This window comes from Nostoc sp. DedQUE12b (genome assembly GCF_034530835.1).
Lineage (GTDB): Bacteria > Cyanobacteriota > Cyanobacteriia > Cyanobacteriales > Nostocaceae > Nostoc.
Genome location: NZ_JAVRCI010000086.1, coordinates 1 through 15,340, shown reverse-complemented (window position 1 = coordinate 15,340; position 15,340 = coordinate 1). Strand labels below are relative to the sequence as shown.

Below are 15,340 nucleotides of genomic sequence, written 5' to 3'. Positions count from 1 at the left end.
TTACCCAGATAGAATAAACAGTAGGGACGCACATCTGTGCGTCCCTATGAGAAAATTTGGAAATTTACAATTGATCTATGCAAATTATTTATTGGCTATTAGTTGCTGTAATGGTTGTGGGTATTATTGGTGCTGTAGTTCCAGCCATTCCCGGTAGCAGCTTAATTTTAATTGCAATTATTATCTGGGGAATCGTTAGTAGTTCCTTTGCAGCTATCAAGATTCCACTAATTGTGACAATTATAGTTTTACTGCTCAGTGTCGGAGTAGATTTTTTAGCTAGCTATGTGGGAGCAAAACAAGCCGGAGCTAGCAAGTGGGGGCAAATTGGCGCAATTGTTGGTTTGGTAGTAGGATTTTTGGGATTATTGCCAACTTTACCTTTTGGGGGGCCACTGTTAGGAATTTTACTAGGCCCGCTTTTGGGAGCAATTATTGGTGAGTACCTGTACCGACGTGAATTAGGGTTAGCGGTTAAAGCAGGTATAGGGATTGTAGTCGGATCTTTGGTTGGAAATTTAATTCAAGGATTGTTAGCGATCGCCGCAGTTGTAGTTTTTGTTGTAACAACCTGGCCACAGGTATTTGGCTCTTAGCATTTGAAAAATCTGACAGATTTGAGAACAGCGTTAATTGCTAGCAATTAGCCATCTTTTGCCAACATTCAATTTGAAGACTATCTATAGTAAACAAATACAGCGGTTCCTCCCATTTATTCTTTGAGAGGAACCCTTTCACTAAATATTGGCAACTATAAAGATTAGATACACTGCATACTCCATTGATATAAAAATATGGTTAAGCAACTTAAAGTATAAAAATATACTTGTATTTGATAGTACGTAAATAGTTTTTATTAAAGTCCAGGGCTATTGCCTATAATTTAAACCCTAGAGAGCAAGAGATATACGAAGCGCAGATATGTAAGAAATTAAAATTTTATGAAGACTATTTGTTAGTTGAAGATGTGATGAAGACCACTCAGTAAATATTGCAGGTTCTAAGTCTATGTGATTTTATGGAGATAAGAAATACATCACGCAAGTTTCGCTTTCACTGACAGTATTTTAAATAGATTACTGATAGTAAAAGTTAAGCAATCAATTTCTCTGTTCCAGATTATTGTTAGGACTCTCAAACACTCATGATTAATTTTAAATCTAAATTAGTAAACGCGACTCTGGCTGCTACTTTTGCAATCCCCTTGGCTACTGCTGGGATGTTTACATCTGCTGGTTCGGCTCAAGCTGTAACCCTGAACGGGAGTATTGGTCTTAATGGTACATCTATCGTTCCTAATGATGGAATCAATCCAGCTACTACTAGTATTAAATTTGTTGATGTTGATGGTGTTGATGCTTATGATGATTTTGCAGCCTTTTTACCAACCTTATCAGGCGCAGGTATTACAATTAACACTCTAAATTTAACTAAGATAGCTAATTTATCAAGCACAACAGCTACATACTCTACAGGAGTTTACACTCCATTCATTAATTTCGGATCGCGAACCCTGGGTAGTACTACTGCGCTTCTTACCTTCGATCTAGATGATTCTGTAGTTACCAGAATTCGGAAATCGGCTACAAACATTAATGACGTAGTATTGGATGGGATTACGGGTAAATTTAATTTCAATGGAAAAACTATTGCGAATGGCAATTTGGGTGCTTCTCTTTCTGGGGCTGCAAGCACTTACCATTTAACTCTCGACGCAGTTAGCGTTCCTGAGCCAACCACAATGCTAGGCTTAGGTTTAGTTGGTGCTGGTATGGTTATGTCTCGCCGACGCAAAAGTGTCATTCAATAGTCCTATCCTAAATATAAAAAGTTACTTTTAATTGCTAAAAGTAACTTTAATTAATCTATTTCGATCTGGCTGGAATGCAAAATTTACCAACCAGGTCGAATTTTTTTCTCCTGTCAGACAAATCTATATTAAAGGTGAATTTTCTTAACCTTAGATAGACTTAAACTGACTGCAAAGATTGTTTGGCTTCGTTTGCGATCGCATCTACTTCATCATTAGCCAAAGTTTCTAATATAGATTTGGCTTCTGGATTACGCAAACGAGCTAGGGCTTGTACAAGTCTGTAACGAATTTGCCAATCTGGATTGGTAGCATAGGGAGCCAACAGAGGAACTGCTTGTACATCTCCCAAGTCACCCAAAGAACTAATAGCAGCAGTTTGGACTAATTCGTTTTCTGATAAGAGTGCCTCTTTGAGTAGTTCAAAGGCTCGCGGATCGCCCAACTCTCCTAATGTAGCAATAATACTGAATTGTATTAGCCATTCACCGGTTGTATGATAAAGCTGCTGTAAATCTTCAAAAGCTTCACGTAACTTTAGAGCGCCCAAACAGTCTGCTGCTGCTGCTTGTACATCAACTTCGGAGTCATGAAGCAAGCGATCGCGCAAGATATCCAAGGATAATTGTAAATCTTGCGTTCCGAGTGTATCCATCTGACTCACAGCTGAGTAACGAACACGGGAATTGCGATCACCAATAGCACTTTGAATTAATTCAAAGCCAACCGCAGGTTCCAATTCGCGGATTTGATTTACAGCACGTAAGCGATCGCCTAAATCCTCAGAACTGAGCAATTGCTTAACAGACTCCGGAGTAATACTCATTTAGTTATCCTTGATTTTCAAATGTATAAAAAAGACAGACGCGATTAATCGCGTCTCTACTTTTGACTTTTGTACAGACGCGATTAATCGCGTCTCTATTTTTGACTAATCTTGACTAGCTGCCATAGCCCGAATAATATCACCACGCGTGAGAATACCAATTACTTGACCTGTACTCTCAAGTACTGGCAAGCGGTGAACGCTGCGATCGTGCATGATTGTAGCTGCTTCTCTTAAAGTTTTATCAGGGTAAATAGCGATCGGGTTTTTACTCATCACCTCCCCGACAGTTTGCCCTAGAGCTTTGTGCAAATCACGGTCATACGTAGCAGGATTTTTTAAATAGATAACACTATCAAGAAACATAATGTATGCAGGTGGAGTAACACCAGTTTCTTGCCACATCAAATCGGTTTCCGAGATAATGCCTACCAATTTACCGAGATCATCCACAACAGGTAGTCCGCTGATATGGCGTTCTGCGAGAATTTGGATAGCTTCCTTCAGTGGAGTTTCCTCCCGGACAACAATCGGATCGCGGCTCATTACATCGGCAACGGTTTTAGGCATTTATTTGCTGACACCTTAAATCAAAGTCCCTGCGCTTATTGTAGAAAATTGCGGGACTCAACCTGATGCAATTAATAGATTGTTACGGGATTGGTCATTTGTCATTTGTCATTGGGCATTGGTTATTAATTATGCTCCTCTGCTCCCCTGCTCCCCTGCTCCCTCTGCTTCTTTCCTAGCCCCCACTTTTTTTCAATGCAGCAATAATTTGAGTATTTGCTTTCGGAAAAGTAAAATGCTCCAATTCTTCCAAACTTACCCAGCGAATTTCATCGGATTCTAAAGGTTGGGGGACACCTGTAAGATGGCGGCAATGATGTACTGTGAGGGTAACGCGCAAGTTTGTATAACTGTGGTCAATAGTAATCAGATGCTTTCCCACTTCAATCACTATTCCCAGTTCTTCGGAAATTTCCCGTTGAATACATTCTTGGATGGTTTCACCAGGCTCTATTTTACCACCAGGAAATTCCCACAAACCACCCATTGCTCCTTCTGGACGACGGCGGTCAATTAAAATTTGCTTTTGGTCATTCCAGATTACTGCAACACCAATGATTTTATGGGGTGGGAAAGAACTGGTTTCACTCATAGTTGAATGGGGAGTAGGGAGTAAGGAGTAGGCAAAGAATTCTTGAATTTTGACTCTTGACTAATAACAAAACTCGGCAGACTAGTTGTAACTCTGCCGAGTTTAGATTTATTGCAAAGGTCATTTATCACTGTACGGTTATCCACAAATGTGCATTCATCATTTATAAATAAGCCTCAATATCGTGTCTGCTTAAAGACTTAATTATTCAGACTGCAAAAAGGTTTAGAGGAAAAGGATTTTTATGCTTTCTGCATAGATTCGGGAGTTATAACTAACTAGCCTGACACCTGACATCAGATAAATTGAATTAATCACAAAATTACAGGAGTTCGCAGAGAAGCGAAATCAAAGACTCCGCCTTCATCTGCGTTGAAATTTCAACCTGAATTCGTCACTATTTTGGATATTTTAAAAAACTTAGCTGATGTATAATCGGGAATTAGCGGCAAAGATTTCGCAGAGACTTATTTTCAATTCGTATCGCCGTAACTATGACTAGCTATCAGTTCAACACTATTGATTGAATTTCCCAAATTTTACATTTCTAGTCAATTTCGCTGTTGTTGGTTTCAGCTCCTTGTAAGGTCATTTCAAAATTCATTCTCTGTTCAGCGTTACGCAAGAAATAACCACTAATCATCGCAGAAGCAAGAAGCCTACCTAGATTTTCGCGATTTGTGGTTACAGTAACACCAAAGTGTTCTGAAGGTAGATTACCTAATAGTCCTGTAATATTCCGTTCCATCACCTGAAACACTTCGGCAGATGTGGGTTTGGATAGCTGGGTAACTGTCTCTGGACTCAAGGATTTAACGTACTGCCAGAGTAAATCGTTAGTTTCTGCTTCGCTATTAAAAAATTCTGAGACACGATTAGATGGGTTACTCATTTTTTAGCTCCTTAACTACCACTATTAGCTGCGGTGCTTGTGATTTGAATATTAAATGTCTGTTTTGGATTTGACTTAGTTATTTTGTCTTCCTGTCAACTAATGTAACAGCCTACCCTAAGAGTGGAAGTAGGTGTAACCGTACCAAAGTCAGGGTATTTTCTCACCCCAATAAATAGGTTAGGAGTGGGGAGTTAATTAAAAACTCATCACTCCTAACTTCTAACTTGCCAAATATTCATCCATATTGGCTTTAGACTTGCGAAGTTTGCTTAAGGCTTCCCGTTCAATTTGTCGGACTCGTTCTCGACTGATGTTCAATATTTCACCAATTCTAGCCAGAGTCAGAGCTTGCCCATCAGTTAAGCCAAAGCGCAGTGTGATTACTTCCCTCTGTTGTGGCGTGAGATCGCCCATCAAGCGATCCAAGTCATAAGATAGGGAAGATTGCATGACAAACTCTTCGGGAGATGCTCCTGGATCTTCGAGCATTTCTCCAAGTTCGGTATCGTAGTTATCACCCAGTCGCAAATCCAAAGAAAGGGGCAAACGCGCCTTTTCTAAATACTCTCGTACTTGTTTGGGGGTCAATTCTAATTCTTGAGCTAGCTCCCCAGCCGTCGGAGCGCGTCCCAATTTTTGAGACAATTGACGCTGTGCCTTTTTAATCTTATTTAATTTTTCGGTGATATGGATCGGCAACCGAATGGTACGAGCTTTTTCAGCTATAGCACGAGTGATAGCTTGCCGTATCCACCAATAGGCATAAGTAGAAAATCTGTACCCTTTGGTGGGGTCAAACTTTTCTACACCCCGTTGCATACCAATACTACCTTCTTGGATCAAGTCCAGTAAATCGACGTTGCGCTTGATGTATTTTTTAGCAACGGAGACTACCAGCCGCAAATTGGCTTCTACCATCTTGCGTTTGGCAATTTCACCATCTGCGATCGCTTCGTTCAACTCTGCTGGTTCCAGGTTTGTTACTTTGGCCCACTCTTCTAAAGTCGGTTGACGATCTAGCTGGGTGGCAAGAGCTTCTCTTGATTCGTGCAAAACGCAGGAACGTTGCACCTGTTTACCATAGAAAATCTCTTCCTCGTGGGTTAATAGTGGCACACGGCCAATCTCACGCAGGTAAGTCCGCACGAGGTCTGTGGCTGTCTGAGCGGTCTTCATGGCGCTACTCTTTGGTAATGATGGGGTTGGCGGTAGGGTCATTAAGGGATAGATGCTTTCTTTATTTATTACGGTGCTACCCAGTCAGACTGGGAACCCGTGCTATGGTTTGCAACTTACGCGCCTGAGAAACTCGGCTGCTCATAATAATCAAATTTAGGCTTCTTAACTGCTAAAACTACAGTTATTTCCTACTTTTCACAAGTATCTACAGTTAGATAAAAGGTTGCTTTTTAAACATTTTTTATGAAAGTCCTATTAACAATTGTAACATTTATGAGAAGATTTTGGCTAGATGGTGACATGAAATTTCCTGGTTTTTCCAGTTCATGTAACGTTGCCCTCTATCTTAAGGCTGACTAAAAGTCAATTTAAGAAATTATCTAGTTCAAATAATTTTCCTCATATTTGTTAAAGTATCTCAATGAGAACTATATTCATTCTCTTCTAACAATTGTTTAATTTTTTCTGGGAATTGGGAATTGTAAATGAGGAATTGGGCATGGGGCATGGGGCATTGGGTGTAGTTATTCCCTTTGTCTCCCTTGCTCCCCTGCTCCCCTGCTCCCCTGCTTCCCTACACCCTAGCGATCGGGCAGTACTGTTGAATGGTTTTTACGTCCAAAGTCGTATTTTGTAAGGAACGGATGGCGGCGACGGTAGCTTTTGCACCGGCGATGGTAGTAATGATGGGAATTTTGTAAGCTAAGGCTGTGCGGCGGATTAACCTAGCATCAGTCTGAGCTTCTTCCCCTGAAGGTGTGTTGATAATCAGTTGGATTTTCTGGTTTTTGATCGCATCTAGGACGTGGGGACGACCTTCATGGAGTTTTAAGACTAATTCAATTTTTAGCCCCTGTTCCAGAAGAACTCGGCGTGTACCAAGGGTAGCCATCACTGTAAAGCCCAAATCGATAAATTCCTTCACCACACCACTTGCAGCAGCTTTATCGCGATCGCTCATTGATACAAATACAGTTCCACTTAGTGGTAAACGCTCCCCAGCACCCATTTCCGCTTTGGCAAAGGCACGGCCAAAATCGCTGTCAATCCCCATCACCTCACCAGTGGATCTCATTTCTGGGCCCAATATTGTATCAGTTCCTGGGAATTTATTAAAGGGTAATACAGCTTCTTTTACAGCAATGTGAGTTGGGATGACTTCTTCGGTGAAATGTAGCTCCTCTAAAGTTTTACCCGACATAATTAAGGATGCTAGTTTTGCCAACTGCACACCCGTTGCTTTAGATACAAAGGGTACTGTGCGGGAAGCGCGGGGATTAGCTTCTAGAATGTAAACTTGGGGAGAATAGCTGCTTGCACCGACAACGGCAAACTGAATATTCATCAATCCCACAACTGACAGCGCTTGTGCTAGCTGCACCGTCCAAGTGCGAATTTGATTGAGAACTGCTGGTGATAAGGAAATGGAAGGTAAAGAACAAGCGGAATCTCCTGAGTGAATCCCAGCCTGCTCGATGTGTTCCATGATGCCACCAATCACCACTCGTCCTGTATGGTCGGCGATCGCATCGACATCGACTTCAATCGCGTTTTCCAAAAACTTATCAATCAAAATCGGATGTTCTGGTTCCACTAGTACCGCAAAGGTCATGTAGCGTTCCAACTCAGCATCGGAGTAAACGATTTCCATCGCCCGTCCCCCCAACACATAGCTGGGACGTACCACCACCGGATAGCCAATGCGTTTAGCAACAATCAGCGCATCTTCGTAACTCCGCGCGATCCCATTAGGTGGTTGGGCAATATTCAACTGTTGGAGAATCTTTTCAAACCGCTCCCGGTTTTCTGCCATGTCGATGGAATCTGGCGATGTACCCCAAATTTGAGTACTGAGTCCTGAGTCCTGAGTGCTGAGAAACTGCTGGAGTGGGATAGCCAACTTTAGCGGGGTTTGTCCGCCAAACTGGATAATTACCCCGACTGGATTTTCAGTTTCAATGATGTTTAGGACATCTTCTTTTGTTAAAGGCTCAAAGTAAAGGCGATCGCTGGTATCGTAATCTGTCGAAACCGTTTCTGGGTTGGAGTTGACCATAATCGTCTCATAGCCTGCATCCTTCAAGGCGTATGCGGCGTGACAACAACAATAATCAAACTCAATTCCCTGTCCAATGCGGTTGGGGCCACCACCCAAAATCAACACTTTTGGCTTGGTTGTTGCCAAAACCTCTGTTTCTTCTTCGTAGCTAGAATAATAGTACGGAGTAAACGCTTCAAACTCAGCAGCGCAGGTATCTACGGTTTTGTAAACTTGGATAATCCCTAGTGACTTGCGGTAAGCGCGAACTTCATCTTCGGTGGTTTTGGTGGCATAAGCAATCTGGCGATCGCTATATCCGTCTCGCTTCACCTCATAAAGTTGCTCTTTTGTCAATTGCTGCAAAGGTGTCCGCTTCAGGAATTTCTCGATATCTAACAGTTGCTGAAATTTATCTAGAAACCACGGGTCAATACCAGTCAGTTCGTAGATTTCCTCAGCACTAATGCCTAGTTGCAAGGCATGACGCACTGAGAAAATGCGATCGGGGTTAGGTGTTCGCAATTGGGCGCGGATTTGTTCACCACTGGGTAATTTTTCGGCTTTGTCGCAACCCCAACCAGCGCGTCCGGTTTCGAGCGATCGCAGTGCCTTTTGGAAGGATTCATTGAATGTGCGCCCAATTGCCATTGCTTCCCCAACTGATTTCATTTGGGTTGTCAGCACTGCGTCAGAACCAGGGAACTTTTCAAAGGCGAAGCGAGGAATTTTTGTCACCACATAGTCAATTGTTGGCTCAAAGGACGCCGGAGTTTTCTTGGTGATGTCATTTTTAATTTCATCCAAGGTGTAGCCCACAGCCAATTTTGCGGCCATTTTGGCGATCGGGAAACCAGTGGCTTTAGAAGATAAAGCCGAACTACGGGAAACGCGGGGGTTCATCTCAATTACAACCACATCCCCATTAAGCGGATTGACAGCAAACTGGATATTAGAACCACCAGTTTCCACACCGATCTCGCGGATGATTTTAATTGCCATATCCCGCAGCCTTTGATATTCTTTATCAGTAAGGGTTTGCGCAGGAGCGACGGTAATTGAGTCTCCGGTGTGGATGCCCATAGGGTCAAGGTTTTCGATGGAGCAGATAATCACCACGTTATCTGCTAAGTCACGCATCACTTCGAGTTCATATTCTTTCCAGCCAAGTAAAGACTGGTCAATGAGAATTTGCGAAACGGGGCTGGCATCTATACCTACCTGTGCCATTTCTTCAAATTCTTCTTGGTTGTAAGCGATACCGCCACCACTTCCACCCATTGTGAAAGCTGGACGAATAATTAGGGGATAAGTACCAATTTGGCGGGCAACAGCTTTGGCTTCTTCTAAAGATTCGGCTGTGCCACTGGGACATACAGCTACCCCAATTCTTGCCATTGCTTCACCAAAAAGTTTTCGATCTTCGGCTTTTTCGATCGCTGGGAGTTTAGCGCCGATTAACTCAACGCTGTACTTTTCCAACACTCCATTTTTGGCTAAAGAAACGGCGATGTTGAGGGCGGTTTGTCCTCCCATCGTTGGTAGGAGAGCATCAGGGCGTTCTTTCTCAATGACTTTTTCGACCAATTCTGGTGTCAACGGCTCAATGTAAGTGCGATCGGCCGTTTCCGGGTCGGTCATAATCGTTGCAGGGTTGGAGTTGACCAAAACCACTTCATAGCCTTCTTCTCGCAGCGCTTTGCAGGCTTGAGTGCCAGAGTAGTCAAACTCACAGGCTTGTCCGATCACAATTGGACCGGAACCTAACAGTAGAATCTTCTGGAGGTCGTCACGGCGGGGCATAGTCGTTGCCTTGGAATACGAGAATGGAAATCCTGATCATTTTAAGGGTCTTTACCCCCTCTGGTGCTTTTTATTATTAAGTTTTCTAAGTTTGATGACAGGAGGGGAGCAGAGAGGCAGAAAAGCAGGGGAGCAAAGGAGAATAATTAAGAACCAATACCCAATGATTATTTTGTATTTTTAATTTTATTTAATTATGATGCTCAAATTTCTAAAGCTTTTGCGAATCTTTATTATTTAATCTATGAACCTTGCGATAAATGATGATTTATTTTGGTATTTATCTGTCTGCTTATTTATGTACAAATAGATTACTTGGATAAAATTTATCTTAACTAGCTAATTGCTAAATATTTTCAACGTTAAATATTATATAAATATGTTTACTTAGATTAAAAATGGCAGAGAAATAGGGATACCATTCTCTGCCATTTTTTATATTATTTTAATAGTTGGTGCTGCCAACTTTTTCTTTCAGTCTAGGTAGACAAATCTAGATTATGAGAATTTTAGCTTTGAGCTGCTTGGACAAACCCTAAAGTTAAGCTGTCTTTGGCGAGGAAGTGAGATAAATGATACGCACGTTCCTCAGTTTTCAACAAAATCTTTTCGTACAGATAGCGTGTGCCCCGATCGCCTAAACTCTCTGCCTGAGCAGCTTGACGACGAATTACGCCAATGATTGCTTGTTCGGCAGCTAGGTCATTTTCCACCATTTGGCGAGAGGAATATACACCTTCAGATTCTTGCTCAAAACAGGTTAATTCTGCTAATTTGCTGAAGGTAGCTACTGGCACACCACCCAGTCCATCCAAACGTTCTCCAATTTCATGAACGTGGTCTTGTACTTGGTTGTAGCTTTCGTTAAAAAACTCATGCAGAGAGTAAAATTCTGAGCCTTCAACTACAAAATGATGCTTTTGGTACTGCAAGTACAGTGCCTGGAAACTAGCTAATACAACGTTAAATCCTTCTGTAACTGGAGCGGTTACACTGTGATCCAGCAGCACAGGATTGTCATATACATGACCAAAATTCCGTAACAAAGTTTGCGTTTCAGACATTGTTCTCCTCGTTATTTAGCAATTATAGATTTTAACTGCTTATTCTTTACATATTAACATTTTCACAATAAGAGCAAGCCAATTTGCCATCACAAGATTTTGTATTTTTGTTTACTAAAAGCCTTAACTTTATTGTTTGCTGGATTATGGCACGCTCATCAAGTTGTGTATATTTCTCATTACTATTGACATGAAAAGTTAAGTGTGCATACATCCCGAAGAGAGTGAGGGCAGATAGAGGAGTAAATGCGTCCTTGCCCTGATACTCCTCGTCATCCCTTTAATCTTTCTCATGAGAGATTGCAACAATTTTATTTTTTTTCGAAAATTAATGAGAATTGTTTGCACTTAAGGTATGCTGGTTTTAAGAAGCTAGACTACTAAGATTTTCAAAAAGCAGGAAGTTAAATGGCGGTAGTTACTGCAAGTTTGTTGCACTTTGAGGGCAATTCTCTTGAAATCGTATAGTTCAGAAATAGAAATAAACCACCTTGTAGAGGTGAATTGGGTAGACCGCTGGCAAGTCTATCAACGCTTAGAGGAGTTAGACATTCCCTGTAGTTGTGCGGCTAACCAGCCATTAAAAGTTGAAATTAGCAATCCGACTGCGGCTGTTCAACTTTGGAGTGTAGTACGGCGATTTACAGCCTCTCGTCAAGAGCAGATTTGGACTCTTGAGTGTTGCTGGAAAAGTCGCTATCAACAGTTCTAATTTTTAGCTGCTGCTGAGAATATCTTGCTTAACAGCTTGTCTTAACTAAAAGGAGGTTAAAAAATGGGTGCATCTCACAATATGGAAGTCTCAGAATTTTGCCTTGAGGGCAGATTTATAGATTTTGTTATTAAAGACGGCTATAAGCTGAAAGGTTTACTGCTAAGTACTCATGATGGTGAATGCTACGTTAAACTCGCTAAACACTTACGAGCTGCTTTTGACTTGCGGCTACCAGCAGGTACTTGGCTACAAGTTGTTGGTTATAAAGAATACGATATAAAAAAAGACAAAGTTACACTGAAAGCTGAACGTGTGATGGCGGCGCGTTCTGAAATAGCGACAATTCAAACGATCGCAGCACCACAAGAACCCCCATCTATTGATAATGTCAAAGTAAAGCCAGTTAAGGCTAAGGCCACGATTTTGGTGTGTCAAAAGTCTGATTGTATGAAACGCGGTGGTAAAGCAGTTTGTCAGGCGTTGGAGGCGGCTTTAAGCGATCGCGGTTTAGAAGACCAAGTTACAATTAAGGGCACTGGTTGTATGAAGAACTGTAAAGCTGGCCCGAATTTAGTAATGCCAGATAAAACGCGCCATAGCCGAATTCAAGCTGCCCAGGTTCCAGCCTTGATGAATCAGCATTTTGGCGACAAAAACTTGTCAGCACAGCCAGAAAATTTAAGAGAAGCGGCAATACCTAAATGGTAAATTTTGCAGAAATAAGTAGTGAAATGTTGACATTTTAATGAGAAAGTTTAATAATATCTTTTCAAGTGTGTTCCGTTAATGTTCGGCCGTAAGCTTTGCTAAAAGTTAGCAATAAAATCAAAAAACTGGCTTTAATTAAGGCCAGTTTTTTGAATGAATGGGGTTTAAATTCAGCAATTTTTAACCGCAATGCTTCGATAATTTGGAAAGATTCAAGGGAATGTGATTGATTGATGAGTACGTAGATGCACTGAGGCTTGTTGTTGGACATTGCTTACAGTTGGAGCGTCAATCATCAATGAATTAAAAATAAATGCCACATAACCTTCAGTGGATATACATCGTTTTTTTCTCACTTAGCACGATAGTCATGATTTTTCTCTTCCGTCATGACTGGAATCGCCTCGCTAAACTCTGCCGCACCCAAGAAGCGCCGCCACAAAACTTCTCCCGAATGCAAAGCGGTTCTGTGGGTTTAGTGTACTATAAAGCAACTTTAAATGTTGGTATAATTCCTCAAGAGATTTATCTGAGCATTTTCCCCTTATTTCGCTTTGGGCTTACGCCGTTGTTAATTCCCTGGAGTGCCATTAGGAAAATTGAACCTGCTAATCAACTATTTATAAAGCGTTTTCGTTTGTATGTTAGTTCGCCAAAAGTCAAGCTGATTTTAGGCAACGATATTTTGGAATCAGGTAAAGAATTTTTAGCCTCACAGGGATTTGAGTGGATTTAGACAAATCCCGTTTTTAGCTGGCTGATATCATTTTGAATTTTAGATTTTGGATTGTGTATCTTACAGTGAAGCAAGCTATGCGTAGTGTCTCATTTAAATACAGAATTACATTGAGCGATCGCTACACTTTCTCATAAGAAAGGAAAAATTGCTTAATATTTTTATGTAATTGCGTTCAGCTGCCAGTTTCCCGAATGCAAGTAGGCTGAGATATTGCGCTTACCCGTTTCTGTACCAGAGGTTGAAATCTCAGGCTTATAGTGCAAGTCCACTCAAATGGACTTGCACTATGAGAGAGGGAATTGATTAGCAGTTTTTTGTTGGGATTTGTGGGTTTTCTGGAGAGTAGGTTGCAAATTACATGACTTAGTTAGACAAAATAGCAACAACTGTCGGATGGATGTAGCTTGCAGATGGTCAGGGAAGACAATTAAAAAGTTATTTAGGTCTTGGATAGCTTCACCAATAGATTCTGAGGAAGCACCCTTTGATAAGGCATAGCGATACAAGTGGTTTGCTTGTTGAGTGTATTGAGCAGCCAAACAGTAAAGGGCTAAATTAAAGGCATTACGCCAGTCTTTAACATTTTTTTTGTAATGCTCTGTAGCAAGCTTGATAGCAGGCACTAGACAAGCTCGTGCTTTGTGTGGTTGGTTAAGAGCTAAGTATACTAAAGCACGATTATACACAGCATCTTCATAACGTTTTTCCTCATAAGCTTTTAACCCATTTGCTAATTGCTTACCCCAATACTGAACTTCAGCAGAATCCCCATCTTTGCCAGCCTGAAGCATTGTTTTTGCATATTGTTGGGCAAAAGTGGGTTGATTTTTGAGGAGAGCAAGAAATTCATTAAGAGCTATAAGTAAATTCCTTTGCGGTGATTGACATAATTTATGGTACAAAACATTTAATGTGTGACTTTGCCAGCTAGGATCGCGCTGTTTGTTATCTTCCTCCAATTGCAAATCGTTCCGCAGGGTGTCATAATATTGTGCCAACTTACCATGTATGTCAGCCCAACCTTGCGGCGATGAAAGGCGTTTGTGGCATAACATTTGGGTTTTGACGACATCATGATAAACCCAGCCGTTGCTACGTTCGTTGATAAAAGATGTTTCTTTCAACCAAGAAAATAGCTCATCAGCTTCTTCTTCTGTTCTTAACTTGGCTATAACATCCCGGTTCAAGCACCGAGGGATGGCAGCATCAAGCACCACTTGTCGCCGTTTGGGATCGTCAATCCATCTTAAAAAGCTTTTTACAGCACTGCTGCTAGGCTCAATTATCTGGTTGGGGTGATTGGGATGAGCATCTGCTAGCATTTCTATTAGCAGGGGTAAGTTTCCAGAAACGTTTAAAATCACTTCAACAATGCGACTGTCTGTAATGCCTTTGCGAGTTAGATATTGTTTGGCTTCTTCTTCTGTAAAGGGTTCTAGAGGCAAACGAACTATTAATTCTTCGTAGGATGCCCAGTCATTTTTATCTAATTCTTGCCGACTGGCAACGATCATTAATATATTGGCAGATACTTTACCGTGCTGGTTATCAAAAATTTCCTCTAGCCAGTTTTCTAGGAATTCTCCAGTGCGTTCTGAGGTATCGAAAAACAGGACAACAGGAATTTTATCAGCAATTTTAGAAATATCTTGCAAAAATAACGGGGTCAGAACTTCTTCAGGTTCTTTAACTAAATGCACCTCATCTTTATTCGTTATTTTCTTTGCAACATAAGACGCCCATTCTCCGGCTTGGGTAGCCAAAGCATCCTCATCTACAAAGTCAAATACAGCACCGCCAACGGGAACTCGACGCGCCAGATGCACACCAGTTTTTACCATAGTTTTCCCGACAAAAGCGGAAAAGCCTTGAGGAGCCTCTGGATCTGTTTCTAATTCTTGGCACTTTTGGCAGTAAACTTTGTAGCGATCGCTAAACTGCGTTAATTTGTAACCTTGCTGTTCTAACTCCTCAGCGATACGACCCATGACTTCTGGTATAGTTTTTTCAGCTTCATCGATATAAGCCGAAATCATTTTTGCTTCGTCAGCAATTTTCCGAAACTGCCGCAGCAAAGTAGTTTTACCAACTCCGCCTTGACCAGAAACGTTAAACAGAAAACAATGGCGATTGTCTTCTATTGGTAATGCTAAATTTTGGCGAAATCGGTTTATTTGGTCTTCACGACCGACAAAATTTGATTGTTGACGTTGCTTAACAATATCTTGTAAACTCTTGGGCTTGTCTTGGGTATTCATAACAAAATTTAATTTTGAGGCGTTAATGTTTATAAACAAAACTACTAAATATAAAAAATGTATTTCGGAATTTTCCCAACTTTTTTGAGGTAATTTTTAGGCGTTGACTTTCTGAGGCTCGACGTTGACCTTCTGAGGCTCGA

13 protein-coding genes are annotated in these 15,340 nt (G+C 41.3%); 5 read left to right on the top strand and 8 right to left on the bottom strand.

All coding sequences use genetic code 11. From position 1 onward, the window contains the following. Positions 1-77: 77 nt before the first annotated feature. The gene (locus RMY16_RS27840) at positions 78-596 is read left to right on the top strand and encodes a DUF456 domain-containing protein (protein WP_322660587.1); all 519 of its coding nucleotides are present in this window, start codon (positions 78-80) and stop codon (positions 594-596) included. A gap of 548 nt (positions 597-1,144) precedes the next feature. Then, positions 1,145-1,810, top strand: a complete 666-nt coding sequence (locus RMY16_RS27835; protein WP_322739079.1) for a PEP-CTERM sorting domain-containing protein — start codon at positions 1,145-1,147, stop codon at positions 1,808-1,810. Positions 1,811-1,970: 160 nt separating this feature from the next. Here RMY16_RS27835 and nblB read toward each other — a convergent pair whose 3' ends face one another. From nblB to RMY16_RS27800, 7 genes are all read right to left on the bottom strand, one after another. Beyond that, positions 1,971-2,636 carry a phycobilisome degradation protein NblB gene (nblB, locus tag RMY16_RS27830; protein ID WP_322739078.1) on the bottom strand — a complete coding sequence of 222 codons (666 nt, stop codon included), beginning with the start codon at positions 2,634-2,636 and terminating at the stop codon, positions 1,971-1,973. A gap of 105 nt (positions 2,637-2,741) precedes the next feature. Next, complete coding sequence (locus RMY16_RS27825; RefSeq protein WP_322660593.1) at positions 2,742-3,206, bottom strand: CBS domain-containing protein; 465 nt, start codon at positions 3,204-3,206, stop codon at positions 2,742-2,744. A 175-nt stretch (positions 3,207-3,381) separates the two neighbouring features. Continuing rightward, positions 3,382-3,798, bottom strand: coding sequence for an 8-oxo-dGTP diphosphatase MutT (gene mutT / locus RMY16_RS27820; RefSeq protein ID WP_322739077.1), 417 nt, complete (start codon positions 3,796-3,798; stop codon positions 3,382-3,384). 547 nt (positions 3,799-4,345) lie between these two features. Continuing rightward, a complete protein-coding gene (locus tag RMY16_RS27815; protein WP_322739076.1) occupies positions 4,346-4,690 on the bottom strand; it encodes a DUF760 domain-containing protein in 345 nt (114 codons plus the stop codon). 222 nt (positions 4,691-4,912) lie between these two features. Further along, positions 4,913-5,869 (bottom strand): RNA polymerase sigma factor, RpoD/SigA family, encoded by a 957-nt coding sequence (locus tag RMY16_RS27810; RefSeq protein WP_322660599.1) that lies wholly within the window; start codon positions 5,867-5,869, stop codon positions 4,913-4,915. A 577-nt stretch (positions 5,870-6,446) separates the two neighbouring features. After that, positions 6,447-9,713 (bottom strand): carbamoyl-phosphate synthase large subunit, encoded by a 3,267-nt coding sequence (carB, locus tag RMY16_RS27805; protein ID WP_322739075.1) that lies wholly within the window; start codon positions 9,711-9,713, stop codon positions 6,447-6,449. Between the two features lie 509 nt (positions 9,714-10,222). Next, the gene (locus RMY16_RS27800; protein WP_194044835.1) at positions 10,223-10,777 is read right to left on the bottom strand and encodes a Dps family protein; all 555 of its coding nucleotides are present in this window, start codon (positions 10,775-10,777) and stop codon (positions 10,223-10,225) included. A 454-nt stretch (positions 10,778-11,231) separates the two neighbouring features. Here RMY16_RS27800 and RMY16_RS27795 point away from each other — a divergent pair, with 454 nt between their 5' ends. The 3 genes from RMY16_RS27795 (at position 11,232) to RMY16_RS27785 (ending at position 12,936) form a co-directional block, all read left to right on the top strand. After that, positions 11,232-11,489, top strand: coding sequence for an Asr1405/Asl0597 family protein (locus RMY16_RS27795; protein ID WP_322660603.1), 258 nt, complete (start codon positions 11,232-11,234; stop codon positions 11,487-11,489). Positions 11,490-11,552: 63 nt separating this feature from the next. Continuing rightward, complete coding sequence (locus RMY16_RS27790) at positions 11,553-12,200, top strand: (2Fe-2S) ferredoxin domain-containing protein (RefSeq protein WP_322739074.1); 648 nt, start codon at positions 11,553-11,555, stop codon at positions 12,198-12,200. A gap of 370 nt (positions 12,201-12,570) precedes the next feature. Further along, entirely contained in the window at positions 12,571-12,936 is a 366-nt protein-coding gene (locus tag RMY16_RS27785) for a hypothetical protein (RefSeq protein WP_322739073.1), read from the top strand. 287 nt (positions 12,937-13,223) lie between these two features. Here RMY16_RS27785 and RMY16_RS27780 read toward each other — a convergent pair whose 3' ends face one another. Next, positions 13,224-15,197, bottom strand: a complete 1,974-nt coding sequence (locus RMY16_RS27780; RefSeq protein ID WP_322739072.1) for an ATP-binding protein — start codon at positions 15,195-15,197, stop codon at positions 13,224-13,226. Positions 15,198-15,340: the final 143 nt, after the last annotated feature.

Excerpts from the sequence above, each read along its gene's own strand:
- RMY16_RS27840 (WP_322660587.1), top strand. The coding sequence starts at position 78 with ATGCAAATTATTTATTGGCTATTAGTTGCTGTAATGGTTGTGGGTATT.
- RMY16_RS27835 (WP_322739079.1), top strand. The coding sequence starts at position 1,145 with ATGATTAATTTTAAATCTAAATTAGTAAACGCGACTCTGGCTGCTACT.
- nblB (WP_322739078.1), bottom strand. The coding sequence starts at position 2,636 with ATGAGTATTACTCCGGAGTCTGTTAAGCAATTGCTCAGTTCTGAGGAT.
- RMY16_RS27825 (WP_322660593.1), bottom strand. The coding sequence starts at position 3,206 with ATGCCTAAAACCGTTGCCGATGTAATGAGCCGCGATCCGATTGTTGTC.
- mutT (WP_322739077.1), bottom strand. The coding sequence starts at position 3,798 with ATGAGTGAAACCAGTTCTTTCCCACCCCATAAAATCATTGGTGTTGCA.
- RMY16_RS27815 (WP_322739076.1), bottom strand. The coding sequence starts at position 4,690 with ATGAGTAACCCATCTAATCGTGTCTCAGAATTTTTTAATAGCGAAGCA.
- RMY16_RS27810 (WP_322660599.1), bottom strand. The coding sequence starts at position 5,869 with ATGAAGACCGCTCAGACAGCCACAGACCTCGTGCGGACTTACCTGCGT.
- carB (WP_322739075.1), bottom strand. The coding sequence starts at position 9,713 with ATGCCCCGCCGTGACGACCTCCAGAAGATTCTACTGTTAGGTTCCGGT.
- RMY16_RS27800 (WP_194044835.1), bottom strand. The coding sequence starts at position 10,777 with ATGTCTGAAACGCAAACTTTGTTACGGAATTTTGGTCATGTATATGAC.
- RMY16_RS27790 (WP_322739074.1), top strand. The coding sequence starts at position 11,553 with ATGGGTGCATCTCACAATATGGAAGTCTCAGAATTTTGCCTTGAGGGC.
- RMY16_RS27785 (WP_322739073.1), top strand. The coding sequence starts at position 12,571 with ATGATTTTTCTCTTCCGTCATGACTGGAATCGCCTCGCTAAACTCTGC.
- RMY16_RS27780 (WP_322739072.1), bottom strand. The coding sequence starts at position 15,197 with ATGAATACCCAAGACAAGCCCAAGAGTTTACAAGATATTGTTAAGCAA.